Below are 25,151 nucleotides of genomic sequence, written 5' to 3'. Positions count from 1 at the left end.
GAAATCATGGCTGAACGACTGATCATGCTGGACGTACCCGGCGTCCTGTACTCCGACCGCTCCCGCGCCCGCCTCGGCGGCATTCCGGATTCAGGCACCCTGCGCGATGTCAGGTTTTTTGACCCGATCGCGCTCGGATTCGTCCGCCGCCTGTTCGGTGTCGCCGGTGCGCGCGTGGTGGTGTCCGATGCCTGGCGTCGCGGCACGCCGGCCGCGATCCTGCAGCAGCTGGACCTGCAGGTCGAAGCCATGACCCCGGCCGCCACGGGCGGCCACGGCGCAGAGATCGCCGCCTATTTTGCGCAGGCTGCGGCGCCCGTCCATTATGTGATCCTGTCATGCGCCGCGCCTGAATCCATGCCGGAAGCCATTCGCGATCACCTGGTCAGCGTCGATCCGGCGCTCGGCCTGACCCTCGAAAACTTCCAGCAAGCGCTCGGGATCCTCGGGGTGGCCTGCCCGTCCACGGTGATGCCCGCGCCGAAGCTCGATGCCGGGCTGAAGGCGAAGCTGGAACAACTGCAGCAACTGGCGCGCGAAAAACCGGCACGTTTCGCCACGGAGCAGGCTGCGCAGGTCATGCGCGAGTACGTCCACGCCTGATCCGCAGCCACCTTTTCGGCAAGCCAAGCGGGGCGCCTTCGGGCGCCCCGTTGCATTCCACGTAACGCGCGATCCCGTATCATGCTCGCTGCCGCCGGCATTCCGCCGGCACCACCGCCAGGATCATCCAGGATACAGCCATGCCCCACCTCGTCATCGAACTCACGGAAAACACCCGCCTGAACTGCTCGCAGGAAGAGTTGCTCGATGAAGCCAATGCCGCGCTGCTGGCGTCGGGGCAGTTCCAGGAGGCCGATATCAAGTCGCGCTGCATCACGCTGTCGACCTACCGCCAGGGCGTGGATGCCGCGGATCGCGCCTTCGTCCATGCGCGCCTGTCGATCCTCGACGGCCGCGACACCGCCGTGCGACAGGCGCTAGGCCAGGCCGTCTGCGACGTGATCGCCGATGCCGTGCGCACGGGCGTGGAGGGCGGGCAATCGGTGCAGGTATCGGTGGAAGTGTGCGAGATGCAGCGCGCGACCTACGCCAAGCAGGTCATTGCCTGAGCCGCGACTGCGCCCCAACGATTGGCGCACCCAATAAAAAACCCGCGGCCTTCTCAAGCCGCGGGCACCAGCTTCGGGGAAGACGCCGAAGCCTGTCACGGGGAGCGCCCCCGCACCCATGACGTTTGGGATTCTAGGACGATGCCCGCGCTGGCGGATTGACCTGGATTAAATGCCAGACATTGTCCCCAGTCGTAAAAAAGGAGCCGCGAGCGGCTCCTTTTTCATTGGGACAGGCTGTGGCGCAAATCAGGCCGCGGCGTCCTTCAGCTTCTTCAGCGGGCGCACCTTCACCTTGACGCTGGCCGGCTTGGCCGGGAACCAACGCTCTTCACCGGTGAACGGGTCCTTGCCGAAGCGCTTCTTCTTGGCCGGGACTTGCTGCGCCGTCACCTTCAGCAGGCCCGGCAGCGTGAATTCACCAGCGCCCTTCTTGTTCAGCGCGCTGACGATGGTGTTTTCCAGATGGGCCAGAACCGTCTTCACGGTCTTGGCTTCCAGTTCCGTCTGAGCTACCAGATGAGCGACCAGGCTCGACTTGTTGAAGGTGTCCTTCAGCGGGCGCGCAACGGGCGCAGCGGCGGGAGCAGCCTTCTTGGCCGGCGCGGCCTTCTTGGCGGCAGCCTTCACGGGTGCCTTGGTTGCCGCAGCCTTCTTGGCAGCGGGCTTGGTTGCAGTCTTCGCGGTCGGTTTCGCTTTGGTCGCCATATCGATATACGTAGGTTGAACGATGGATGCCGGCTCGTCGTCTTGCATCGCTCAGCAGCGCTACGCAAAACGCCTTGTCGGCGCCCACTGAATCATAGCGGAAACAGCCATAAGTCAAGGGGTTTTCGTGCATGCGAAACGCAAAACCCCGTGAAAACCCCGGGTTTTGTCGCGGCTTTACCTCAGTAAAAACGCAAAGAGGGCCTACGTACCCCCGTTTTGGCGCTTGCGCACGCTGCGCGACGCGAACGTGCAGACCCGATTGCATGCCTCAGGCGCGCTCCGAAAGCGCAAGCAACGGGCCCGCAAACAGCGCGCCGAGCGCGAGCAGCGGCAGCGATGCATCAGCCTGCGCCCATGCGTTCGACAGTGCCGCCAGACTTGCCTGCATGCCGAACACGCTGGCCACGCTCAGCAGCGAAACCGGTGCAACGGCGGCAAGCGACAGCGTGCGCAGGGACCTGCCGCGATGGATCGGCGAAACGCTGGCGAGGGTGTCGGATCGGGACATGTCCGCTTCCTTGGATGGGATGCGGGCATTGCCGGCGGCGCTGGCTGAATCCGGCCTGAGCGTTTCGTTCAGCCCGCGTTCAGGGTTTTTGATGCAAACTTCGGGCCATGAAGCGTTTTTCCGCGCTGCTGTGGCGCCCCGCCCGCCTGCTGTCCGCTGCCGTACTGGCAGCGCTGCTGGCGCTCGCAGCCGTGCCTGCCGCGCATGCCGACAAGGATGCCGACCGCGCCCGCGCCGCGGTGCAGTCGGGCGAAATCCTGCCGCTGTCGCGCATTCTCGAGACCGTCTCGCGCCAGTATGCCGGCGACGTGATCGGCGTCGAGCTGGACCGCGACGACGGCATCTGGCAATACGAAGTCAAGCTGCTGCTGCCCGGCGGCTCGGTGGCCAAGCTGGAATACGATGCGCGCACCGCCGCGCTGATCAAGGCCAAGGGCCGCGGCCTTGAAGAGGCGCGCAAGCAGCCGTGAGCGCGCGCCGGCCGCCAACCTGCCCACCGGAAGACACTGATGCGCATCCTGCTGGTTGAAGATGAAGCCACCCTGGCCGCGCAGGTCCGCGCCAGCCTGGCCGACGCGGGCTACGCGGTCGACGTAGCCGCCGACGGCATCGATGCCTGCCACCTGGGCGAGCAGGAACCGTACGACGCCGTCATCCTGGACCTGGGCCTGCCCCGGCTCGACGGCCTCTCCGTGCTGCGACGCTGGCGCGCCGGGCAGGTCAATGTGCCGGTACTGATACTGACCGCACGCGACAGCTGGACCGAAAAAGTCGAAGGCATCGACGCGGGCGCCGACGACTACCTGGCCAAGCCGTTCCGCATGGAGGAGCTGCTGGCGCGCATCCGCGCGCTGATCCGGCGCGCGCACGGCATGGCCGTGCCGGAGCTGCAATGCGGGCCGGTGCGGATGAACCCGCGCGCCGGCACCATCTCCGTCGACGGCGCGACGGTGGTGCTGACCTCGCATGAGTTCCGCGTGCTGGACTACCTGATGCACCACCCGGGCGCGATCGTCAGCAAGACCGCGCTGACCGAACACATCTACGCCCAGGATTTCGACCGCGACAGCAATACCATCGAAGTCTTCGTCGGGCGGCTGCGGCGCAAGCTGGGCGTGGACGTGATCGAGACGGTGCGCGGCCAGGGTTACCGGCTGCGGCCGCCGCCGGGCCCCGGCAACGCCGACGCGCCTTCGGCCCAGGCATAGATGCCCACCCGCCTGCGCCGTTCGCTTGCACTGCGCCTGCTGGCGCTGGCCGCGATCTGGCTGGCCGCGGCGCTGGGTGGCAGCGGCTGGCTGCTGTCGACCCTGTTCGAGCGCCATGTCAACGATAACTATGTGCGCCAGCTCGACCACCAGCTGGCAAGCCTGGCCGCGGCGCTGGACTGGGATGCCAGCGGCAAGCTGGTGCTGACGCGCGCCCCCGCCGATCCCCGTTATGAATTGCCTTACTCCGGCGCCTACTGGCAGGCGCGCGCGCCCGGCGCACTGCTGCGCTCGCGCTCGCTGTGGGACACCGAGATGCCGACGGCAGTGGAGCGGCGCCTGGACGGCACACAAGCGGAAGTGCGCGCCGGGCCCAGCCATCAGTCGCTGCTGGTGGTGTCGCGGCAGCTGGTGCTGGCCTCGGCGGATACCCCGGTGGAAGTCTCGGTCGCACTGGACCGCACCGAACTGCGCGCCGCCCGGCGCAACTTCAACCGCATGCTGGCCTGGTCACTGACGGCGCTGGGACTGGGCCTGATGCTCGCCGTGGCGGCACAGGTGAAATTCGGCCTGGCACCGCTGGCACGGCTGCGGCGCGCGCTGGCGGCGATGCAATCGCGCCGCGAAGCGCGCCTGGGTGGCGACTGGCCGACGGAAGTGGAACCGCTCGTCAGCGAAATCAACGCGCTGCTGGCACGCAACGCGCAGGCGCTGGAGCGCTCGCGCCGCCAGGCGGCGGACCTCGCGCATGCCGTCAAGACGCCGCTGGCGGTGCTGGCCAACGAGTCCGCCGCGCTACCGGGCAGCGCCGCGCTGGCGGTCGCATCGCAAGTGGAGGCAATGCGCCGCCAGGTCGACCGCCATCTGGCGCGCGCCCGTGCCGCGGGGGCGGCAGGCGCCCGGGGCATGCGCGTCGAGGCCGGACCCGCCGTGCGCGAGCTGGTGCGGGCGCTGTCGCGGCTGCATGCCGGGCGCGCGCTGGCGCTGGAAGTCGAGGGTAATGGTCATTTTGCCGGCGACCGCCAGGACCTGGTCGAGATGCTCGGCAACCTGCTGGACAACGCCTGCCAGTGGGCGCGCACGCGTGTGCACGTCACGCTGCGCGAGGCCGGCGGCGAACTGGAAATCCTGGTCGAGGACGATGGCCAGGGCATGCCGCCCGAGGCGCGCGAAGGGGCCACCGCCCGCTTCGGCAGGCTGGACGAGGCGGCTGCAGGCAGCGGGCTGGGCCTGGCGATCGTCACCGAAATCGCCGCGATGTATGAGGGCAGCCTGGCGCTGGCGACCAGCCCCATGGGGGGGCTGTCGGCGCGCTTGCGGCTGCCGGCGGGCCTGCCCTGAATTCCCCGTCAGTGCGCGCGTGCCGCCATCGCGTCGCGCGTGTCGCGCGCCAGCCCCAGCGCGAAAGCGGTCTCGGCGACCAGGAACAGCGGGCCGATCAGCAGGCCCACCAGGTCGTCGACAAACGCCGGCTTGCGGCCTTCGTAGTAATGGCCGACGAACTGGATAATCCACCCCACCACGAACAGCCCGACCCCGACAGCCAGCCACGCAGCGGTCGGCATGGCGGCGATGTGCGCCCCGGCATAGAGGAACAGCGCCAGGATCGACGCCATCGCCACGCCGAAGCCCAACGACAGGCGCAGGTAGAACAGGCACGACAGGATATACACCAGCATCGCCGGTGTGAGGTGGGCGGAGCCGTCGCCCAGCGCCATGGCCGGCCGCGCCAGCAGCGTGGTCACCGCCAGCACGATCATCGGGATGCCGACGAAATGGGTGACGATATTGCGCGGATCACGGTGGTAGGCGGCATAGTTGGCCAGGTGCTCGATCAGGGTTTTCACGGGGCGTCTCCTTGTATGCGCAGGCGTGCGCGGACACTGCCGCCTGCTGCTGTGCGCGCTCAGGTCGCGACGTGGATTTATAGTAGTGGGCGTGTACCGGCGGGTCTGTCTGGTTTTTGACAATCTGCCGGCACACCGGCTTTGCCACGACACCGGCCTTGCCACGACCTTTCGCCCCCACAGGAGACCGGCATGGGATCCGCGCCCCCGCCGCACCGCCACGCGCCGCAGCCGGCCAATGCCGCGCACGCACGCGCGCGGCCTGACACCGCCTCACCGGGCCACGACCCGCTGGCCGCGGTGCGCGCCGGCGCCTGGTTCAGCCAGTCGCCGCCGGCGTTGCGCCAGGCGCTGCTCGACGATGGCTGCCTGCGCCGGCTGGTGCCCGGCCAGACCCTGTTTGCCCGTGGCGACCGCTTCGACGGCCTGTACTGCGTGGCCAGCGGCACCGTGCAGATCCATGCCAGCGGCGAATCGGGCAAGGCGGCGCTGCTGGGGCTGCTCGAGCCCGGCACCTGGTTCGGCGAGATCTGCCTGTTCGACGGCCTGCCGCGCACGCACGACGCACGCGCAGTCAGCGCCGCAACGCTGTGGCACGTGCCGCGCGCGCCGCTGGAGCGGCACCTCGCGCAGCATCCGGCATGGTGGCAGGCATTCGGGCGGCTGCTCGCGGCGAAGACGCGCCAGGCCTTTGACTATGTCGAGGAAACGCAGCTGCTGCCGCCGCCGGCACGCATTGCCCGGCGCCTGGCCGCGATCGCGCATGGCTACGGCAACCTGCCGGCGCATGCCGATGCGGTGCTGCACGTGCGCATCCCGCAGGAGCAGCTGGCGCAGATGCTGGGGCTGTCGCGCCAGACCGTCAATCACGCCCTGCGCGAACTCGAAGCCCGCGGCCTGCTGCGGCTGGAATACGGCGGCATCGAGCTGCTCGACCTGGCCGCGCTGGAAGCGCTCGACTGAATCCACCACCGTGGAGCCTTGCCTGCCATGAACACACTCGATGCTGCCCAGCTCGACGCCTATTGCGGGCGGCTGGGCATCGCCGCCCCGCCCTCGCCCACGCTGCAGGCGCTCGACACCGTGCTCGGCGCACAATTGGCCAGCATCCCGTTCGAGAACATCGATCCGCTGCTGCGGCGGCCGGTCAGCATCGATCTCGACACCGTCTTCGACAAGCTGGTCACGCGCAGGCGCGGTGGCTACTGCTTCGAACTCAATACGCTGCTGGCGGCAGCGCTGGGGGCGCTCGGCTTCCGCGTGACGCCGCTGGCCGCGCGCGTGCGCTGGGGCGTGCCCGATGCGGTCGAGACCGTGGTATCGCACATGCTGCTGCGCGTGGAAGTGGCGCATCGCAGCTATCTCGCCGACGTCGGCTTCGGCGGACCCACGCCGTTCCGCGCGATGGCACTGTCCGCGCCTGCCGAGGACGACTTCCCCTACCGGCTCGCCAGCTCCCCGCCGGAAGCCGCCGGCAACGCGTTCCACAGCTTCGACCTGGAGGCGCGCGGCGCTGCTGGCTGGATCAAGGTCTACCGCTTCGACCTGACGCCGCAGCCATGGATCGATTTCGGGCCGCGCAACTGGTATGTCTCGACGCATCCGGACAGCGTGTTCCTGCGCCGGCTGATGGCCGCGCGCACCGATGGCGGCACGCGCGTGACGCTGGCCGATGGCGAGCTGGCCGAACGCGCGCCCGACGGCAGCGTGCGGCACCAGCGGCTGGCAACGCCTGAAGCCGTGGTGGGCGCCTTATCCGAACGCTTCGGCATACGGCTCGACGATGCGCTGCGCCATGGGCTGATGGCGGCGCTGCCACCGCTGCTCGACACTGGCCGGCACACGTAAGCGCATTCAGTGCGCGGCTTGTGCGCCACCTTCGAGTGATGCCTGCCCCGCTGCAGCAGCCCTCCATGCACGCCGCGCATTGCCCGCAGAAAGAATGCTGATATGGCGGCCATCCGCACCGCGGCGCTGTGGACTCGGCCGCCGCGGCACTACCATAATGTCCCGTCGATGCTGCGTTTGCGCCGCATCGCCAGGACCACAGCGCGGCAGCCCCGCCGCCTGCATGAAGCCGGCCGCTGACGCCGGCGCAGCTATACAGGAGACTCCATGTCATTGTTCGATCTGACGGGCAAGGTTGCCATCGTCACCGGCTCCTCGCGCGGCATCGGCCGCGCCATTGCCGAGCAGATGGCCGTCCAGGGCGCCAAGGTAGTGATTTCCTCGCGCAAGGCAGAGGCCTGCCAGGAAGTGGTTGACGCCATCAATGCGCGCCATGGCGCCGGCACCGCCATCTCGGTGCCCGCCAATATCTCGTCGAAGGAAGACCTGCAGCGGCTGGTCGACGAAACCAATCGCACCTTCGGCAGGATCGACGTGCTGGTCTGCAATGCCGCGTCCAACCCGTACTACGGGCCGATGGGCGGTGTCTCGGACGACCAGTTCCGCAAGGTGCTGGACAACAACGTCATTTCCAACCATTGGCTGATCCAGATGGTGGCGCCGCAGATGATCGACCGCAAGGACGGCTCGATCATCATCGTGTCGTCGATCGGCGGCCTGCGCGGCTCGCCGACCATCGGTGTGTACAACATCTCCAAGGCCGCGGATTTCCAGCTGGCGCGCAACCTCGCCGTGGAATTCGGGCCGCACAATGTGCGCGTCAACTGCATCGCGCCGGGCCTGATCAAGACCGACTTCGCGCGCGCGCTGTGGGAAGACCCCGAGCGCTACAAGCAGTCCACGCAGGGCGCCCCGCTGCGCCGTATCGGCGAGCCCGTCGAGATCGCCGGCGCGGCCGTATACCTGGCCTCCGCCGCGAGCAGTTTCATGACCGGCCAGGCGCTGGTGGTCGACGGCGGCGTGACGATCTGAGCCACGCATCTGAGCCGCATTCTGAGTTGTACCTGAGCTTCTGACGCAAGCGTTGCGCGTGCGCCGGCCTGTCCGGCGCACGCCGCTTTCTTTGCATTGCCCTCAACCTGCAGCGCAGTCACGGGAGGCAGTCATGTCAAGCAATCCGCAAGTGGCCGGCAGCTGGCCGGTCATGTCCCTGGCCGAGGCCCATGCCCGGCTGACCGCGTCCGGCTCTCCGTTCGAGACCGAGACACGCGAGATCCGCGGCATCCCTACCACAGTCTGGAAGCACGCACCCGCCACGCTGTGCGACCTGTTCCACGCGACCAGTGCCTTCGGCGACCGCACCTTCGTGGTCTACGAGGACGAGCGCGTTTCCTACGATGCCTTCCGCCGCGCCGCCATCACGCTGGCGCACGCGCTGGTGCGCGATGGCGTGCGCAAGGGCGACCGCGTGGCGCTGGCGATGCGCAACCTGCCGGAGTGGCCGGTGGCGTTCTACGGCGCGCTGCTCGCTGGCGCGATCGTGACGCCGCTGAACGCGTGGTGGACCGGCGCCGAGCTGGAATATGGCCTGGCCGATTCCGGCAGCCGCGTGGCCATCGTCGATGCCGAGCGGCTCGACCGCATCCTCGAGCATCTGCCCGGCTGTCCGGCCCTGGAACGCGTCTACGCCTCGCGCACCTGCGCTGCGACCGGCGATGCCCGCGTCGCCGCACTGGAAAGCGTGATCGGTACCAGCGCCGATTGGGCCGCGCTGCCGCAGCAATCGCCGCCGCAGGCCGAGATCGGCCCGGAGGACGATGCCACCATCTTCTATACCTCCGGCACCACCGGCAAACCCAAGGGGGCCTTGGGCACGCATCGCAACTCCGCCACGGTCGCTGCCGCGGGCAGCTTCAGCCCGCTGCGCAACCTGCTGCGCCGCGGCGAGCCGATTCCGGCGCCGGATCCCGCCGCCCCGCAGAAGGCCATGCTGCTGGCGGTGCCGTTCTTCCATGTCACGGGCTGCATGGCGGTGCTCAACGGCGCGCTCGCCAGCGGCGGCAAGATCGTGCTGATGCACCGCTGGGACACGCTGCGCGGCATGGAGCTGATCGAGCGCGAGCGCTGCACCGCCGCCGGCGGCGTGCCCACCATCGCCTGGCAGATCCTGGAACATCCGGAGCGCGCGCGCTTCGACCTGTCTTCGCTGGAGAACGTCAACTACGGCGGCGCGCCGGCATCGCCCGAACTGGTGCGGCGCATCGTCGACGTGTTCCCGATGGCGGCACCCGGCATCGGGTGGGGCATGACGGAGACCTCGTCGACCTTCACCAGCCACAGCGCCGAGGAATACGTGCTGCGCCCCGACAGCAGCGGTCCGGCGCTGCCGGTCGGCGAAATGAAAGTGGTCGACGGACGCGGCCAGGCGCTGCCGCCGGGCGAGACCGGCGAACTGCTGGTACGCGGCGCCAACGTCGTGCGCGGCTACTGGAACAAGCCCGAAGCCACGGCGCAGACCTTTGTCGACGGCTGGCTGCGCACCGGCGACATCGCGCGGCTGGACGAGGAAGGCTATGTCTATATCGTTGACCGCATGAAGGACATGCTGATCCGCGGCGGCGAGAACATCTACTGCATCGAGGTGGAAAGCACGCTGTACGAACATCCGGCGGTGATGGACGCGGCGGTGGTCGGCATCGCGCACAAGACGCTGGGCGAGGAACCGGCCGCCGTGGTCAGCCTGAAGCCAGGCATGCAGGCAACCGAGGCCGAACTGCAGGATTTCGTGCGCGAGCGGCTGGCGGCGTTCAAGGTGCCGGTGCGCATCCTGCTGTACCAGGAGATGCTGCCGCGCAATGCCAATGGCAAGATCCTCAAGTCGAACCTGCGCAAGCTGTTCGACCCGGCAGCCTGACCAGCCGGCGGCAAACCATCTCAACAAGGAACAAGAATTGACGGATCTAGCAAAGCGGAATCGAACCCTGTCCAATCCCTTGCGCCTTGGCGCCGCTGTCGCAGCAGCCGCGGCAGCCGCGCTGCTGGCCGGCTGCGCGGCCGGCGGCACCAACCTGTCCGCGGTGCCGGAATTCCGCCCGGGCGTGCCGGCCGGCTACCTGCCGGCCGATGCGCGCCCGGACAGCCTGAAGCTGTTGCCCGCCCCACCGGCACAGGGCTCGCCCGCGCAGGCGCTGGATGACGATGCGGCGCGCCAGGCCGGCACGCTGCGCGGCTCGCCTCGCTGGCAGGTTGCCGCCACCGACGCAGTACTCACGTTCCCGCAGGCGGCCAGCGCGTTTTCATGTGCGCTTGGGGTGCCGGTCAGTGCCAGGGACACGCCCCACCTGAATATCCTGCTGCGCCGCAGCCTGGTCGATGCCGGCCTGTCCACCTATGGCGCCAAGGACCGCTACAAGCGCACGCGGCCATTCGTCGCCAACAAGACCGCGATGTGCACGCCAGACGAAGCCGCCAAGCTGGAGAAAGACGGATCCTACCCGTCGGGCCACAGCGCCATCGGCTGGGCCTGGGCGCTGATCCTGGCCGAGGTGGAACCGGCCCGCGCGGACGCCATCCTGGCGCGCGGGCACGCCTTCGGGCAGAGCCGGGTGGTGTGCAACGTGCACTGGCAGAGCGACGTCAACGAAGGCCGCATGATGGCCGCCGCGACCGTGGCGCGCCTGCATGCCGACCCGACCTTCCGCGCAGACCTTGAGCAGGCGCGCCGCGAAGTGGCCGCCGCACGCGTCGCCGGCGCCCGAGCGCCGGGTGATTGCCAGGCCGAAGCCGCGGCGCTGGCGCCGTGATCGGGCCGCCAGCGCTTACTTGACGGGAATCGCCGTGCCGGCCGGCACCGGCACGGCGGTCACGCTGTTCTGCGGGCTGCCGCTGACGATGCGGTCCGAATAGGTCAGGTAGACCAGCGTATTGCGCTTGCGATCGACCGCGCGCACCACATGCAGGGTCTTGAAGAGCACCGACATGCGCTCGGAAAAGACATGGTCCTGCTGCTTCAGCGGCCCCTTGAAGGCAATGGTTCCCACCTGCCGGCACGCGATCGAGGCTTCCGGCGGGTCTTCCGCCATGCCCAGCTGGCCCTTGATGCCGCCGGTGCGGGCCCGCGACACGTAGCAGGTAATGCCGTCGACCTGCGGGTCGTCATAGGCTTCGATCACGACCTTGTCGGAGCCGGTCATGCGGAAATTGGTGCTGACGCTGCCGATCTCCTCGGCATGCGCGCCGCCCGTGGCCGCCGCGCAGGCGGCCAGGACCAGGATCGTGCAGGATCGCTTCATCATGGCGGGAGGCAACGTGTCAGGTCACCGACGACTTGATGTCGCCGTGGCGCTTTTCCATTTCCTGGCGCAGTGCACGGCGCTGCTGGGCGGCGGCGAAGCGCTGGCGCTCGACCTCGTCGCGCGGCTCGAGCGGCGGCACCTCGGCCGGGGCGCCGTTGTCATCGACCGCCACCATGGTGAAGTAGCAGCTATTGGTATGGCGCACCAGCTTGCTGCGGATATTCTCGGTCACGACCTTGATGCCGATCTCCATCGAGCTGCGCCCGGTAAAGTTGACCGAGGCCAGGAAGGTTACCAGCTCGCCCACGTGGATCGGCTGGCGGAACACCACCTGGTCCACCGACAGCGTCACCACGTAGCGTCCGGCGTAGCGGCTGGCGCAGGCATAGGCGACCATGTCCAGATACTTCAGGATGGTGCCGCCGTGGACGTTGCCGGAGAAATTGGCCATGTCCGGCGTCATCAGCACGGTCATGGAAAGCTGGTGGGACTGGTCGTTCATGATGCGGAGGGTCTGGATTGCGGGGGCGGTCGCCCGGGCCGGCTGGTCGGCATCCGGGCGCCGGCAGTTTAACCCGGATCGGCCCCGCCGTTGCCGGTCATCGCGGCACGGCACCCAAACAAAAAAGCGGCCTGCCTGGCCGCCTTTCACGCTGTGGACGCAAACTGCTTACTTCTTCTTGTTCACCGCGTCCTTGAAACCCTGTCCGGCGGAAAACTTGACTGTCTTGGCGGCCGGGATCTTGATGGTTTCGCCGGTGCGCGGATTGCGTCCGGTGCGGGCTGCGCGCTTGCCGGCGCTGAAGCTGCCAAAACCTACCAGCGTGACCGAATCACCCTTTGCCACTGCCTTCTTGATACTGTCCAGCGCCGCGTTGAGCGCGCGCTCGGCGGCGGCGTTGCTCAGTTCTGCTTCCGTGGCGATGGCCGATACCAGTTCACCTTTATTCATGGCTGATTTCCCTTGTTGGTCGTCGTCACCGATGTGCCTGCCTGGCGGCAAAACATCGATCGGCGCAGTCTAATCTGCCCCTTGTGCGTTGAGCAATCCCCAGTGGCACCAATGCAACGAAAAAACCCGCAAATCCTTGCTTGAGGCCGGTTAGCGGGCAATTTCCCGCTCTTTTCGAGCTTGTCACGAACCGGATTTGCCTGGCTGCGGCGTTGTGCCGCAAGGCGTCGCCGGCATGGACCGGACGGGACAAATGCCCGGAATTGGGGCGCCGCACCATAACGGGTCATCCTGGCATGCCGGCGACGCGCCATTCTGGCGCATTTCCGGCACAACCAGTGGCGCCTGCCTCCCGGCGTCCTGCGTGCCCGGTTCCCTGTGCGCGGCATTCCGGTGCGGATTTTGCCCACTCCGGTGCAGCCGGCACCAGGATGTAGCCGAAACTGGAATGCTTTTTGCATTCACATGCGCCCATTTTGAGCATGAGGTCACTATGGACAACTGGAAGACCGGCACCGACGCCATGTTTATCCTGCTTGGCGCCATCATGGTGCTGGCCATGCACGCCGGCTTTGCTTTCCTCGAGCTGGGCACGGTGCGCAAGAAAAACCAGGTCAATGCACTGGTAAAGATTCTGGTGGATTTCGCAGTTTCCACGATTGCCTATTTCTTTATCGGTTACACCATTGCCTACGGCGTGCAATTCATGTCCGGGGCAGAAACGCTGGCCCACAAAAGCGGGTACGACCTGGTCAAGTTCTTTTTCCTGGCGACTTTTGCCGCCGCCATTCCGGCGATTATCTCGGGCGGTATTGCCGAACGTTCGCGCTTCAATCCGCAACTGGTGGCGACATTCGTGCTGGTCGGTTTTGTCTATCCGTTCTTCGAAGGGATTGCGTGGAACCAGCGTTATGGGGTCCAGGACTGGATCACGCAGGTTGCCGGTGCGCCCTTCCATGACTTTGCCGGCTCAGTGGTGGTGCATGCGCTGGGCGGCTGGATCGCGCTGCCGGCGGTGCTGCTGCTCGGCGCGCGCCGCGGGCGCTACCAGAAGGACGGGCGCATCAGCGCCCATCCGCCCTCCAATATCCCGTTCCTCGCGCTGGGCGCATGGATCCTGGCGGTAGGCTGGTTCGGCTTCAACGTGATGAGCGCGCAGACCGTCGACAAGATCAGCGGCCTGGTCGCGATCAATTCGCTGATGGCGATGGCCGGCGGCACGCTGGCGGCCTGGGCCGCCGGGCGCAATGATCCGGGCTTTGCCTACAACGGCCCGCTGGCGGGGCTGGTGGCGGTATGCGCCGGCTCGGACCTGATGCACCCGCTGGGTGCGCTGATCACTGGCGGCATTGCGGGCGCCCTCTTCGTCTATATGTTTACGCTGGCGCAGAACCGGTGGCACATCGACGATGTGCTGGGCGTCTGGCCGCTGCACGGGCTGTGCGGCGCCTGGGGCGGCATCGCCGCTGGCATCTTCGGGGCCAGGGCCCTGGGCGGGCTGGGCGGCGTGTCGCTCGGCGCGCAGCTGATCGGGACGGCGCTGGGGATCGTGGTGGCACTGGTGGGCGGCACGCTGGTATACGGTGCGCTCAAGAAGCTGGTCGGCATCCGGCTCGATGCCGAAAGGCGAATTCAACGGCGCCGACCTGACGCTGCACCGCATCTCCGCCACGCCGGAGCGCGAAACCAACTGGTAAGGCGGATGCGCCGCCCGGAGGCGCCTGGGCAAGCTGGCCTGCCGGCCCGCTTGTCTTGACAATTATTTGCTTGCAGTTCCACGCACGGCATTCCAATAATTGCCGTGCCCACGTATTGCGCCGCGTCAGCGCGCAGGGCTTGCACCACTCACCCAAACCGAGAGGACACGCCGATGGATGCCACGACTTTCGACAACCTCAAGACCCTGGTGGTCGCCTATGCGACGCAGTTCGGGGTCAAGATACTGGCAGCGCTAGCGTTCTGGGTCATCGGCCGATGGCTGATCCATTTTGTGGTACGAATGGTGCAGAATGCGCTCACCAAACAGAAGGTCGACCCGACGCTGCTGCGCTATGTGGGGTCGATCGTCACGGTCACGCTGAACGTAGTGCTGGTGATCGGCATCCTCGGCTACTTCGGCATCCAGACCACTACCTTTGCCGCGTTGATTGCCGCGGCCGGCGTGGCCATCGGCATGGCGTGGTCGGGACTGATGTCGAATTTCGCGGCGGGCGCCTTCCTGGTGGTACTGCGGCCGTTCAAGGTGGGAGACTTCGTTACCGTCGGCGGCGTCACCGGCACGGTGCGCGAGATCGGGCTGTTCGCCACCACGCTCGACACGCCGGACAACGTGCAGACCGTGATCGGCAACAACAAGATCTTCAGCGACACCATCCATAACTTCACCGCCAACCCGTTCCGGCGCGTGGAACTGAAGGCGCAGCTCGCTGCCAGCACCGACGTGGCCGATGCGGTGGCGCTGCTCAAGTCGCGCATCGCGCAGATCCCGAACGTGCTGCCGGAACCCGCAGTCGACGTGGAGATCCTGGAGTTCACGCTGGTCGGGCCGGTGCTGGCGGTACGCCCGTATTGCCACAACGACAATTACTGGCAGGTCTACTTCGACACCAACCGCATCATCCGCGATTGCTTCGGCCAGGCCGGCTATGCCGCGCCGATGCCGGCACACATGGTGGTGGTACAACAGGCCGCTGCCTTGCAGCAGGCGGCCGCCTGATTTGTCAGGCGGCCGCCCGGCCAGCACCTGAGCGGCCGTAGTAACGCATCAGCACCGCGCCAGCGCCGCATAGCGCCATCACCACGGCCAGCGGCAGCGCGGTGCCGTCGCGCCACACGCTGACGGCCGCCCCGCCGAGCGTGCCCAGCGAAAACTGCAGCGTACCCATCAGTGCCGAAGCCGTGCCGGCGCGATGCCCCTGGTGCGCCAGCGCCAGCGCGGAGGCATTGGGCGTGACGCAGCCAAGCGCACCGATAAAGACGAAGAACACCGCCAGCAGCATCGGCAGCGTCGCCAGCCCGGCCAGCGCCGCCACGGCCAGCACCGCGCCTGCGGCACAAGGCGCCAGCAGCGCCCGTCCCAGAACCTGGTCGAGCGTGCGACCGTGCACCAGCCGGCTGTTGAGCTGCGACATCACGATCAGGCCCAGCGCATTGGCGCCGAACACAAAGCCATAGTGCGACGGCGCAATGCCGTGCAGTTCGATCAGCACGAACGGCGAACCCGAGATATACGCAAACATCCCCGCCGAGCCGAAGCCTGCCGACAGCGAGTAGCCGACGAATTCACGGTCGCGCAGAAGCTCGCCATAGCTCCTCGCCACGGTGCCAAGCCGCAGCGGTGCCGCCTGGCGCCGGTCCAGCGACTCCTCCATGCGCCAGTGCACCAGCAGCAGGATGGCCAGGCCGGCCGCCGCCAGCACCCAGAAGATCGTGCGCCAGCCGGCCGCCGTCAGGATCGCGCCGCCGATGACCGGCGCCAGGATCGGCGCCAACCCCATCACCAGCATCAGCGACGAGAACGCGCGGGCCGATTCATGCGCCGCGAGCCGGTCGCGGATCACAGCGCGCGCCATCACCATGCCGGCGCAACCGCCCAGCGCTTGCAGGAAGCGCCACAGCATCAGCGTCTCGGCACTGCGCGCCAGTGCGCATCCGATCGCCGCAACCACGTAGAGGCCCAGTCCCAGGTAAAGCGGCGGCTTGCGGCCAAAGCGGTCGCTGAACGGCCCGTAGAATGCCTGCCCCAGTGCAAGGCCGACCAGGAACGTGCCGAGCGTCAGCTGCACCTGGCCGATATCGACGCCAAGGTCGCCCGCAAGCGCGGGAAAACTTGGCAGGTACATGTCGATCGACAGCGGCGCGATCGCCATCAGCGAGCCGCAAATCAAGAGCCAGGCAGGAAAGCGCGCGGTCGAGGCGGCGCTCGGGGAACGGGACATGGAAGAGATCCGGTGCATGCGGTTGCGTGGCGCGCATCGCCGCGGGCGATGCCAGGGCGCGGTCGCAAGCCGTTGGAAAGGGGCAATTGTTGCACAGCATAACGAAAACGATGCCTCAGCATGTTGCGCAGCTTTGAAGCACTCGTTCAGGAATATTGCCCTGCCAGGGTCGGGCTCGGTGAAACTGGCAGTGGGGACTTGGCAAAATCGGCAAACTTGCCAGATAGTGGAATCAAGCAGCATCGGCCCGGCATGGATGGCATGCGTGCACTGACGTGGACCCGAATGGCAAGTGTGGCGCGCCTTTCACGCCTGGCAAGGTGAAGGGTACAATGCCAGCCTGACGGCGTGAGTGTCGCGTGACATGCGCCGCCGGCCACGCAGAGACGGACGACAGTACCGCCCCGGCAACGTTAGCCTGCATGAGAACACGACACACGCCGCTTTCCGCTTCGCCTGGCCTGGCCACCCTTGCATGGGTGGCCGCGCTGCTGTTGCCGTTGCCGCTGCCGCTGCCGCTGCATGCAGCGCCGGTGCCGCTGCCGGCGCGCAATGCCGCCGCGGCGTCAGCGTCCGCGCCGGCGCCCGTGGTCGACGAAGCCGATGCCCTGTCGCGCATGCTCAAGGGCGCAGCCACGGGCCAGAATACCGGCGCCGCCGGCGTGCCCGAATTGTTGCGTAACACCACCCGCCCCGACAGCGTGCTGGCGCGCGCCTGCCGCCAGCTTAACGACGCCCTGCCGATCGAAATCGACGGCGAGACGCGGCTGCGCCGCTGCCAGTCGGTGCCGGGCAAGCACGTGCTGTTCCAGCTGGAGCTGACCAACTACCGCGGGCCGATGCTGGATCTCGCCAGCTTCGAGGTCAACTATGCCGCGCCGTTGCAGCGCAATATCTGCGCCAACCGCGACGTGGAGATCCTGACCAAGCTCGGCGTCAGCCTGATGTTCCGCTACATGACCCGCAAGGACCGCGGCGAGCGCCGCATCGGCGATGTCTACATCAACGCGCCGATCTGCACGTCGGCGCTGCGCTGAAGCGGCAACCGGGCAGGAAACAAGAATCGATTGCAAATGACACGCCAGTAATGCCGGTCGTTGCGAGTTGGTGCCGATTCGTGCCGGTACCCTGCCAGCAAAAGAAACGGCCCGCATCAGCGGGCCGTTTCTTGTTCAGCAGTCAATATAGCGTCACGCCGCACGCGGCCGCAACGGCAGCACGTTGGCCGCCCTGCGCACCAGCAAACGCGTGTCCTTCCAGCCGGCATCGGCCAGCGGCGAACCCCACACCAGCTCATGCAGCCGGGCCAGCGCGAACGGGTTGCCCAGCAGCAGGTGCTTCTGCGCCGGCGTCAACGCGCGCGGACCATGGGTCAGCGCATGCTCGACCAGCGTTTCGTGGCGCCGGCGTGCCGCTTCGGGCTGCACCAGGCGCGCCGTCGCGGTCGCGCACATCAGCGCATTGGTGACCGGGTCCACCACCGCATCGACAAAATCAGGCGTGTCCGCGGCGTTCTCGACATGCTGCTGCGTCTCGACGATCTCGCGCGGCACCAGCGTTTCTTCCGGGATCATGAACAGGCCCGCATTGCGCGAGGCACGGCCCAGCGACACGCGCGACAGCATCACCGACAACGGGATCGACAATGCCAGCGACCCGACAATCGGCAGCAGCCACAGCACGTACGACGGGTTCAGCCAGTAGACCAGCCCGCCCCAGGCCAGCCCCAGCGCGGTATGCCAGCCGTGGCGGCGGAACGCCTCGCCCCAGGTGGTCTCGGCGTCTTCGCGCGGCGGCGATTTCCACGAGATGCCCCAGCCGCTGTAGGCGGCGATCACGAACTTGGTATGGAACAGCATCCGCGTCGGTGCCAGCAGCGCTGACAGCAGCACCTCGATCAGCATGCTGGCAAACAGCTGCACCGCGCCGCCGTAGCGCCGCGCCTGCTTCATCAGCAGCACCACGCTGGCCAGCTTGGGCAGGAACAGCAGCGTGGCGGTCGCCGAGAACAGCGCCAGCGCCTTCTCCGGATGCCACTCGGGCCAGGTCGGGAACAACTGGTATTGCTGCGTGAAATACTCCGGCGGCACCAGCGCATGCTTGGCCAGCATCGCCGTGGACAAGAGCAGGAACAACAGCCACAGCGGCGCCGACAGGTAGGCCATGATGCCGGTCAGGAACACCGCGCGGTGCACCACGTGGAAGCCCTGCTTGAGCCAGAGCCGGAAATTCATCAGATTGCCCTGGCACCAGCGGCGGTCGCGCTTGACCTCGTCGAGCAGGTTCGGCGGCAGCTCTTCGTACGAGCCTTCGAGGTCGTAGGCAATCCACACGCCCCAGCCGGCCCGGCGCATCAGCGCGGCTTCGACGAAGTCGTGCGACAGGATTTCGCCGGACAGAGGACCGCGCCCCGGCAGCGGAGCCAGCGCGCAATGCTCGATGAACGGCTTGACGCGGATGATGGCGTTGTGGCCCCAGTAGTGCGATTCGCCCAGCTGCCAGTAGTGCAGCCCCGCGGTGAAGAGCGGCCCGTACACGCGCGTGGCGAACTGCTGCACGCGCGCATACAGCGTCTCGCGGCCCACGGCCAGCGGCGCGGTCTGGATGATGCCGGCGCCGGGGTTGGCCTCCATCAGCCGCACCAGCGTGGCCAGGCAGTCGCCGCTCATCACGCTGTCGGCATCGAGCACCACCATGTAGCGGTACTTGCTGCCCCAGCGGCGGCAAAAGTCGGCGACGTTGCCGGTCTTGCGCTTGACGCGGTGGCGGCGCCAGCGATAGAAGATACGGCCGAAGCCGCCGACCGCGCGGCACAGTTCCATCCACGCGTCATGCTCGGCGGTGCGCAGGTCCGGGTTGCCGCTGTCGGACAGCACGATGAAGTCGAAATTGGACAGATGGCTGGTGCGCGCCAGCGATTCATAGGTCGCGCGCAGCCCCGCGAACACCCGCGTCACGTCCTCATTGCAGATCGGCATGATGATCGCGGTGCGCGCCTCGGGCGCGAGCGGCCCCTCGGGTGCGGCGGAGCGCGAAATCAGATGCCGGTCGCCGCCCTTGGCGAGCACGAGGAAGCCCATCATCGCGGTCCAGAAGCCCGCCGACACCCACGAGAACAGGATGGCGAACAGGCCCAGGATCGCGATTTCGAGCGGATCGGCTCCGTGGTATGGCAGCACGCTGGTCATGAAGTAGGTGGCCAGCACGGTCTGGACCAGGACCAGGCCAAGCAGGACCCAGCGCCGGTGCGAACCGGCCGGATGCCACTTGCCTTCGGCATCGGGACCGTCGTGGAGCGTGTCCCAGGTCTCGGGCACGGGCGGACGGCCCAGCATGCGGCGCCAGGTATTGCGCAGCCAGCCGGTGACGATATGCGGCGGCCACTGGCGCGGCACCATCGAGCTGCGCTCGGGCTCGGGGCCGGTGTCGACCTTGACGGTGCCGTCTTCGCGCCGCTGCAGCAGCGGCTCGCCGCCGATCTGCGGGTTGCCGTAAGCGATGGTGAAACGGCGGCCGACCGAGGCGTAGGCGCTGCCGCCCTGCGCGGCGGGCGTGTCCTTGGCGGCAAGGCGCGACTGCAGGCGCGAGATCGCCTCCTGTGCATCGCGGCCGTCGCCGCCGACCGGTATGACAGGGCTGGCCGTACTCAGCGGCGCCAGCGACGCCACCGGCGCCGCGGCCGCGCCGGGCATGTCGGCCAGCAGTTCGCTGCGGATTTCAGGCGATATGGGCAGGCGGTCGACATAGCGCTCGCATGCCGCTGCCTGGGCCGGCCGCTGCTTTAGCCTGGGGGTAAGATGTAGCTCCACGTCTCGGATAGGGTTGTATTGCCGTTGCGAAGATAGCCGCGCAACTCTACCGGCTTGGTTTCATCCTTGCGGCGCATCACCATGGTCATGCGCCAGCCGCCGGTCGCCTCATTGCGCTGCACCGACGTCTTCAGCAGTTCACCGTTGGCATCGGCCGAAACCACCGGGTCGATGCGAACGTCCGCGGGCAGCTTGCGAAAGCCCGGGCCTTCGAAGTCCACCACCAGCGAAAAGCTCGTGTCCTCCTTGCTGGCCGACTGGCCCTGGCCCAGCCGGGTCTGGCTCACCCACGACAGCGGCGGCAGTTGTTCGCCGTCCTTCTGCCACAGCAACCGGTACTCGTAGTCGAAGGGCTGCTTCGGCCTGGGCGGGTTGTCCGGCACCCAGTACGCGACGATGTTGTCGTTGGTCTCGTCCGGCGTCGGGATCTGCACCAGCTCGACCCGGCCCGAGCCCCAGTTGCCGCGCGGCTGCACCCAGCCGCTCGGGCGGCGCTCATACCATGCGCCCAGTTCCTGGTAGTTGTTGAAGCTGCGGTCGCGCTGCATCAGCCCGAAGCCCTGCGGGTTGGTCGCCGCGAAGGACGTCACCAGCAGGCGCTTGGGATTGACCAGCGGGCGCCAGACCCATTCGCCGGTACCCAGGTGGATCGACAGGCCGTCCGAATCATGCACCTCGGGGCGGAAATCCCGCGCCGGCGCCGGCTGGTTCTCGCCGAACAGATACATGCTGGTCAGCGGCGCCAGGCCCAGCTTGGTCACGTTCTCGCGCAGGAACAGGCGCGACTTGACCTCCATGGCGGTCTCGGCGCCCGGCTTGATGGTGAAGCGGTAGGCGCCGCTCATGCGGCGCGAATCCATCAGTGCGTAGACGATAAGCTCCTTGGCATTGGGGCCAGGCCGCTCGATCCAGTATTCAACGAAGCGCGGGAATTCCTCGCCGGAATTGAGCGCGGTGTCCACCGCCAGGCCACGCGCCGACAGGCCGTACCACTGGTCCTTGCCGAGCGCGCGGAAATAGCTGGCACCCAGGAACGACGCGAGTTCGTCCTTGCGCTTGCCCTGGTTCAGCGGATACAGGATGCGGAAGCCGGCGAAACCCAGGCCCTTGAGCTTGGCGGCGTCGACCTTGTGCGGCCCGTAGTTGAATGCGGCGGGATCGAAGCGGAATTCACGCACGCTGTTGCCCACCACTTCATGGATGCGCACCGGCTGGTCGAACACCATGCCCTCATGGAAGAACGACAGTTCGAACGGCGAGCGCGTGCCGTGCCAGGCGAAACGCTCGGGCTTGTACTCGATCTCGCGGTAGCGCTCGTACGAAAGTTCGCGCAGTTCGCGCGGCAGGGTCTGCTGCGGCGCCTTGTATGGCGATGCTGCGAGCTGCCTGGCACGCGCGGCGACGGTATCGAAGTCGAACGCCTGCGCCGTCATGGCGCACAGTGCGAGGATGCCGCCCCCCAGCCATGCCGCGATCCGTACGCCGGCGCGCGCGCTGCGGCGACGGGCAGGCACGGTAAACAATGCGGATAAACGTAGCGTGGCGATCTGTGACATGTATGCCAGGGGAACAGTTAAAACGGGGTGACCGGCATCGGCGGTCGGGACGAAGAGCCTTGCAGGCGGTGCAGCAAGACACGACACAGCGAGAGACGGGCCCGGCCAAACTGGCGTGGCCTTAACACGGGTCTCGGGGCCGGTGGGGCGCTGTGTCCGGTTTGTTGCGATGCGCAATAAACCATAACAATTCGAGACGCGGAAGTCACGTTTCGATCACGCAAGGTTTGCAACAAAATGTTGGTGAGGTTGCCCGAAAGCCGCTCCGGGCAAGGCTTTGCGGGCGTTCGGGTCACACCGGGGCAGCGCGGGCGAGCGCCAAGCTCGCCCGACCTCCGACCAGCGTGATGGGCGGGGTGCCAGCCGGCACCCCGCACTCGACACTTTTAATACAGCGTTACTTTTTCGCGCCTTCGCTATAGGGATCGAACTTGCCGCTCTTGGCGCCTTCGGAATACGTATCGAACTTACCGCTCTTCATGCCGCCCTGGCTGAATGAATCGAACGACTTCTGCGCGCCGCCCTGGATCGGTTCCATCTGATCAGGCCGCGCACCGGGGTTGAGCGAGGTCACGTTGTCGCTTTTTGCGCCATCAGAATAGGGACTGAACTTGTCCTGCTTGGCCCCATCGGTGTACGTGCTGAATTTGTCCTGCCTGGCGCCGTCGGTATAGGGGTTGAACTTGTCGGCCTTGCCGGTCTGGGCATGCAGTGTGCCGAACGCACACGCACCGGCCAGGCCGAGGATGAGGTAGCGCAGCTTCATGGGATCTCCTCTCGGGGGAAAGGCGCTTGCCTTGCGGCGTGCACCGCCGACAGCCGCTGCGGAACAAGGGATGGCAAGCGTTGGGGCAGCAATCAACGCTAGGTCAGCGCTACGCCGGTGTCAACCGCGCCGGCGCCGCCGCAATGCGGCAAAGTGGTCGTCGCCAGCCCGGCATTGCGCTTACAATGCCACCCAAACGACCCATCCGGCTTGCCCGCGCAATGCCTTCCCTCGGCTCGCGGCACGCCAACACGAAGCCAAAGGAATCGCCATGCTGCCTCGGCAAACAGACCGCCCGTTCCGCCCTGCCATCCGCGCCGCCACTCGCGCCGCCATCGCCGGCGTGCTCGGCTCCACGCTGATGCTCGCCATGGCCGCGCCGGCCCACGCGTACTTCGACAACTACCTGAGCGGATCCATCATCGGCACGCTCAACGAGAAGGAAGGTGCCTCGCTGTCGCAATCGGTGCGCAAGGCGCTGAACGATACCGCGGATGGCCAGTCGGTGACTTGGACCTATCCGGCCAACGGCCGGCGCCCGCAAGTCGATGGCACCATCACCCCGGTTGAAAGCAAGACCGACAAGGGCCAGCAGTGCCGGCGGCTCGAGTCGGAGCTCAAGCGCGGCAGCTCGCAGGAACACTGGAAAGGCTGGTTCTGCAAGCAGCCCAGCGGGCAATGGAAGGCCCGCCACGTCGACGGCTGAGGCAGGCGCCCCGCTGCGCGTACGACCTGTGCACCGGCCGTGCTCATGCGGCGCGCGACGGTGCCCGGTGTGGCCGCGCGGCCGGATCGATCTGAGCGCTGCCGGGCTGTTCGAACCACTTGGCCTCTGGCACGTAGACCGTCTTCTCCGGCTGCGCCATGAAGTGCGGCGACATGATCTGCACGCCGTGCGTATTGAACTGGTCCTGGATCGCCGCGTGGAGCGCGGATAGCGCATAGAAGCGATTGCGCGGATCATCGAGCGCGGCAAACAGTTCATACTCGACGTAGAAATCCGACAAGCCACGCTGCAGGACGAACGGCGTCGGCGACGCCGCCACGTGTCCGGCCTGCGCGGCCGCAGCCAGCAGCATGGCATGGACCTGCCGCCAGGGCGTGTCGTAGCCGATGGTGACCGAGGTCGAAATCATCGCGGCCTGCCAGCCCTCTTTCGTGCCGGCATCGCGCACGCTGCCGTGCCGCGTGTAGTTGTGGATCGCGCTGCCGACCACCACCGCGTTCGGCAGCGTCACTTCTTCGTTGCGCAGGTTGATGACCTTGACCGACAGCGCGTCGAGCGAGGCCACCGTGCCGACGGTATCGCCGATACATACCATGTCCCCACGCCGCAGCGCGCGCGAGTACACCACCACCATCCCGCTCATCAGCTGGTTGACCACATTGGCCGAGCCCAGCGTCACCATAAAGCCGAGCAGCACCGACAGGCCCTTGAACACATCGCTTTCCGAGCCCGGGATATACGGATAGGCGAAGGTGAAGCCCAGCACCCAGATCAACGCCGCGGCCAGGCGCCGCGTGGCGCCGGCGGTCTCGGCATGCAGTCCGGGCACCGAGATCTGGCCTTTCTGCACCGCCTTGAAGATATTCGATACCAGCCGCTGCACCGCGCGCGTGATCAGCAGGATCACCACCACCGTCACCAGCCCTGGCACCGCCCCCACCATCGACAAGGCAATGCCCGACAGCAGGTGGAGGATGAACACGCCCATGCGGTCGCCCATCGGCTGCGTCAGCGGAAACTGTTCGAGCGCGAACTCCAGCCAGGCAAAGGCCAGCACCAGCACCACGCCGACGGCAACGATCTGCACCAGGCGCGCAACCAACTGGTAGAGCGTGCCGGTCCAGTCGAACTGGCCGGCCCGGCGCTCAAGGTGCAGCGCCACGTGGCGCTGCAATGCCGTGCGCAGGCGCGTGCGCAGCGTCACGCTGGCGCGCGAGACGCCCCAGGCCAGCGTTGCCAGCACGCCCAGGCCGAGCAGGCTCAGCGCGGCCCCGCGCATCAGGGTGGGCCAGTGCAGGTGCGCGCGCCGCGCGGCAATGGCCTGGCGCAGCGCCGCCGCGGCCTGCGCGCCGGCAGCCTCCAGCGTGAGGTTGTCTTCCGGGGAAAGGTCTTGCACGGCCAGGGCGAACAGCAGCCGGTCGCCGAGCCGGAAGGCGATCATCGGCGCATCACCGAGGGTGCCGCTGAGCTGCCCGAGCGGCTGGACCAGTTCGGCTTCGGTAAGACCGTCGAACAACTGCTGGGCGCGCGCTACGCGCATGGCCGGTGTCGCACCGCCGATTGCTGCGCGCAGCATGGCGATGTGACGGTCCATCAGCCTCAGTTCCGCGACTTCGCCGCTGGGCACGGCGATCGGTACCGGCGCTGGTGCGGGTGCTGGTGCCGTTGCCAGCGTGGCCGCCCATGCCGGCAGGCACGGCAGCGCCAGCGTCCACAGGATTGCGATTTGCCGCCACCATGCTGCAAGCGCTGCCATAGACGCTCCTGTCCGAGGATTGCTTTGCGCCGGCGCGGCACCGCACGCCAGCCCGGGCACGTTGCCCGCTAGCATAACGTGCCCGGCTGCGCACGCAAAGCCGTCGCGCAAGAGCAAA

The 25,151-nt window shown here is 67.3% G+C and carries 24 protein-coding genes and 1 pseudogene; 14 read left to right on the top strand and 11 right to left on the bottom strand.

Annotated features, from left to right (window positions below):
• Positions 1-6: 6 nt before the first annotated feature.
• Together J8I34_RS20125 and J8I34_RS20120 are read left to right on the top strand one after the other, a co-directional pair.
• Positions 7-603 carry an HAD domain-containing protein gene (locus J8I34_RS20125; protein ID WP_209806796.1) on the top strand — a complete coding sequence of 199 codons (597 nt, stop codon included), beginning with the start codon at positions 7-9 and terminating at the stop codon, positions 601-603.
• A gap of 140 nt (positions 604-743) precedes the next feature.
• Positions 744-1,112, top strand: coding sequence for a 5-carboxymethyl-2-hydroxymuconate Delta-isomerase (locus J8I34_RS20120; protein ID WP_063241435.1), 369 nt, complete (start codon positions 744-746; stop codon positions 1,110-1,112).
• A gap of 249 nt (positions 1,113-1,361) precedes the next feature.
• Here J8I34_RS20120 and J8I34_RS20115 read toward each other — a convergent pair whose 3' ends face one another.
• Positions 1,362-1,820: an HU family DNA-binding protein gene (locus J8I34_RS20115; RefSeq protein ID WP_029047420.1), complete on the bottom strand. Its 459-nt coding sequence runs from the start codon at positions 1,818-1,820 to the stop codon at positions 1,362-1,364.
• Between the two features lie 271 nt (positions 1,821-2,091).
• Positions 2,092-2,331, bottom strand: a complete 240-nt coding sequence (locus J8I34_RS20110) for a hypothetical protein (protein WP_209806795.1) — start codon at positions 2,329-2,331, stop codon at positions 2,092-2,094.
• 107 nt (positions 2,332-2,438) lie between these two features.
• On the opposite strand from J8I34_RS20110, the gene J8I34_RS20105 reads away from it, so the two are divergent.
• Genes J8I34_RS20105 through J8I34_RS20095 form a run of 3 tightly spaced genes read left to right on the top strand, consistent with a single transcriptional unit; the run spans position 2,439 to position 4,880 of the window.
• Positions 2,439-2,801 carry a PepSY domain-containing protein gene (locus J8I34_RS20105; protein ID WP_209806794.1) on the top strand — a complete coding sequence of 121 codons (363 nt, stop codon included), beginning with the start codon at positions 2,439-2,441 and terminating at the stop codon, positions 2,799-2,801.
• 39 nt (positions 2,802-2,840) lie between these two features.
• Positions 2,841-3,539, top strand: coding sequence for a response regulator transcription factor (locus J8I34_RS20100; RefSeq protein WP_209806793.1), 699 nt, complete (start codon positions 2,841-2,843; stop codon positions 3,537-3,539).
• Positions 3,540-4,880 carry a sensor histidine kinase gene (locus J8I34_RS20095; protein ID WP_209806792.1) on the top strand — a complete coding sequence of 447 codons (1,341 nt, stop codon included), beginning with the start codon at positions 3,540-3,542 and terminating at the stop codon, positions 4,878-4,880.
• A gap of 8 nt (positions 4,881-4,888) precedes the next feature.
• On the opposite strand, the gene J8I34_RS20090 is transcribed toward J8I34_RS20095, so the two are convergent.
• Positions 4,889-5,386 carry an Mpo1 family 2-hydroxy fatty acid dioxygenase gene (locus J8I34_RS20090; RefSeq protein WP_029047417.1) on the bottom strand — a complete coding sequence of 166 codons (498 nt, stop codon included), beginning with the start codon at positions 5,384-5,386 and terminating at the stop codon, positions 4,889-4,891.
• A 192-nt stretch (positions 5,387-5,578) separates the two neighbouring features.
• Here J8I34_RS20090 and J8I34_RS20085 point away from each other — a divergent pair, with 192 nt between their 5' ends.
• From J8I34_RS20085 to J8I34_RS20065, 5 genes are all read left to right on the top strand, one after another.
• On the top strand, positions 5,579-6,349 hold the full coding sequence (locus J8I34_RS20085) for a Crp/Fnr family transcriptional regulator (protein WP_209806791.1): 771 nt from the start codon (positions 5,579-5,581) through the stop codon (positions 6,347-6,349).
• A gap of 27 nt (positions 6,350-6,376) precedes the next feature.
• Positions 6,377-7,234 (top strand): arylamine N-acetyltransferase family protein, encoded by an 858-nt coding sequence (locus tag J8I34_RS20080; RefSeq protein WP_209806790.1) that lies wholly within the window; start codon positions 6,377-6,379, stop codon positions 7,232-7,234.
• 267 nt (positions 7,235-7,501) lie between these two features.
• Complete coding sequence (locus J8I34_RS20075) at positions 7,502-8,266, top strand: SDR family oxidoreductase (protein WP_209769128.1); 765 nt, start codon at positions 7,502-7,504, stop codon at positions 8,264-8,266.
• Positions 8,267-8,399: 133 nt separating this feature from the next.
• Positions 8,400-10,148, top strand: a complete 1,749-nt coding sequence (locus J8I34_RS20070) for a class I adenylate-forming enzyme family protein (RefSeq protein WP_209806789.1) — start codon at positions 8,400-8,402, stop codon at positions 10,146-10,148.
• A gap of 37 nt (positions 10,149-10,185) precedes the next feature.
• A complete protein-coding gene (locus tag J8I34_RS20065) occupies positions 10,186-11,037 on the top strand; it encodes an acid phosphatase (RefSeq protein ID WP_245176022.1) in 852 nt (283 codons plus the stop codon).
• Between the two features lie 15 nt (positions 11,038-11,052).
• Here J8I34_RS20065 and J8I34_RS20060 read toward each other — a convergent pair whose 3' ends face one another.
• The 3 genes from J8I34_RS20060 to J8I34_RS20050 all read right to left on the bottom strand — a co-directional run bounded on the left by J8I34_RS20060 (position 11,053) and on the right by J8I34_RS20050 (position 12,481).
• Entirely contained in the window at positions 11,053-11,529 is a 477-nt protein-coding gene (locus J8I34_RS20060) for a CreA family protein (protein ID WP_371748107.1), read from the bottom strand.
• Between the two features lie 16 nt (positions 11,530-11,545).
• Positions 11,546-12,031 (bottom strand): acyl-CoA thioesterase, encoded by a 486-nt coding sequence (locus J8I34_RS20055; protein WP_029047410.1) that lies wholly within the window; start codon positions 12,029-12,031, stop codon positions 11,546-11,548.
• A 168-nt stretch (positions 12,032-12,199) separates the two neighbouring features.
• Positions 12,200-12,481: an HU family DNA-binding protein gene (locus J8I34_RS20050; RefSeq protein ID WP_029047409.1), complete on the bottom strand. Its 282-nt coding sequence runs from the start codon at positions 12,479-12,481 to the stop codon at positions 12,200-12,202.
• Positions 12,482-12,974: 493 nt separating this feature from the next.
• Here J8I34_RS20050 and J8I34_RS20045 point away from each other — a divergent pair.
• Together J8I34_RS20045 and J8I34_RS20040 are read left to right on the top strand one after the other, a co-directional pair.
• Positions 12,975-14,178: pseudogene (locus J8I34_RS20045) on the top strand (ammonium transporter).
• Between the two features lie 173 nt (positions 14,179-14,351).
• Complete coding sequence (locus J8I34_RS20040) at positions 14,352-15,197, top strand: mechanosensitive ion channel family protein (RefSeq protein ID WP_209806787.1); 846 nt, start codon at positions 14,352-14,354, stop codon at positions 15,195-15,197.
• A 4-nt stretch (positions 15,198-15,201) separates the two neighbouring features.
• On the opposite strand, the gene J8I34_RS20035 is transcribed toward J8I34_RS20040, so the two are convergent.
• Positions 15,202-16,419 carry a Bcr/CflA family multidrug efflux MFS transporter gene (locus J8I34_RS20035; protein ID WP_209806786.1) on the bottom strand — a complete coding sequence of 406 codons (1,218 nt, stop codon included), beginning with the start codon at positions 16,417-16,419 and terminating at the stop codon, positions 15,202-15,204.
• Positions 16,420-16,841: 422 nt separating this feature from the next.
• Here J8I34_RS20035 and J8I34_RS20030 point away from each other — a divergent pair, with 422 nt between their 5' ends.
• On the top strand, positions 16,842-17,456 hold the full coding sequence (locus tag J8I34_RS20030) for a hypothetical protein (RefSeq protein ID WP_245176021.1): 615 nt from the start codon (positions 16,842-16,844) through the stop codon (positions 17,454-17,456).
• A 153-nt stretch (positions 17,457-17,609) separates the two neighbouring features.
• Here the strand turns inward: J8I34_RS20030 and mdoH are convergent, their stop codons facing one another.
• The 3 genes from mdoH to J8I34_RS20015 all read right to left on the bottom strand — a co-directional run bounded on the left by mdoH (position 17,610) and on the right by J8I34_RS20015 (position 22,550).
• On the bottom strand, positions 17,610-20,228 hold the full coding sequence (gene mdoH, locus J8I34_RS20025; RefSeq protein ID WP_209769148.1) for a glucans biosynthesis glucosyltransferase MdoH: 2,619 nt from the start codon (positions 20,226-20,228) through the stop codon (positions 17,610-17,612).
• Positions 20,201-21,784: a glucan biosynthesis protein G gene (locus tag J8I34_RS20020; protein WP_305826444.1), complete on the bottom strand. Its 1,584-nt coding sequence runs from the start codon at positions 21,782-21,784 to the stop codon at positions 20,201-20,203. The genes mdoH and J8I34_RS20020 overlap by 28 nt, the downstream gene beginning before the upstream one ends.
• Before the next feature lie 397 nt (positions 21,785-22,181).
• Entirely contained in the window at positions 22,182-22,550 is a 369-nt protein-coding gene (locus J8I34_RS20015; RefSeq protein ID WP_209769157.1) for a hypothetical protein, read from the bottom strand.
• Between the two features lie 271 nt (positions 22,551-22,821).
• Here J8I34_RS20015 and J8I34_RS20010 point away from each other — a divergent pair, with 271 nt between their 5' ends.
• Positions 22,822-23,256 (top strand): RT0821/Lpp0805 family surface protein, encoded by a 435-nt coding sequence (locus J8I34_RS20010; RefSeq protein WP_209769159.1) that lies wholly within the window; start codon positions 22,822-22,824, stop codon positions 23,254-23,256.
• Positions 23,257-23,299: 43 nt separating this feature from the next.
• Here the strand turns inward: J8I34_RS20010 and J8I34_RS20005 are convergent, their stop codons facing one another.
• Positions 23,300-25,033 (bottom strand): mechanosensitive ion channel family protein, encoded by a 1,734-nt coding sequence (locus J8I34_RS20005; RefSeq protein WP_209806785.1) that lies wholly within the window; start codon positions 25,031-25,033, stop codon positions 23,300-23,302.
• Positions 25,034-25,151: the final 118 nt, after the last annotated feature.

The organism is Cupriavidus phytohabitans, assembly GCF_017815025.1.
In the GTDB taxonomy this organism is placed as follows: domain Bacteria; phylum Pseudomonadota; class Gammaproteobacteria; order Burkholderiales; family Burkholderiaceae; genus Cupriavidus.
This window is presented reverse-complemented; position numbering and strand designations above follow the sequence as displayed.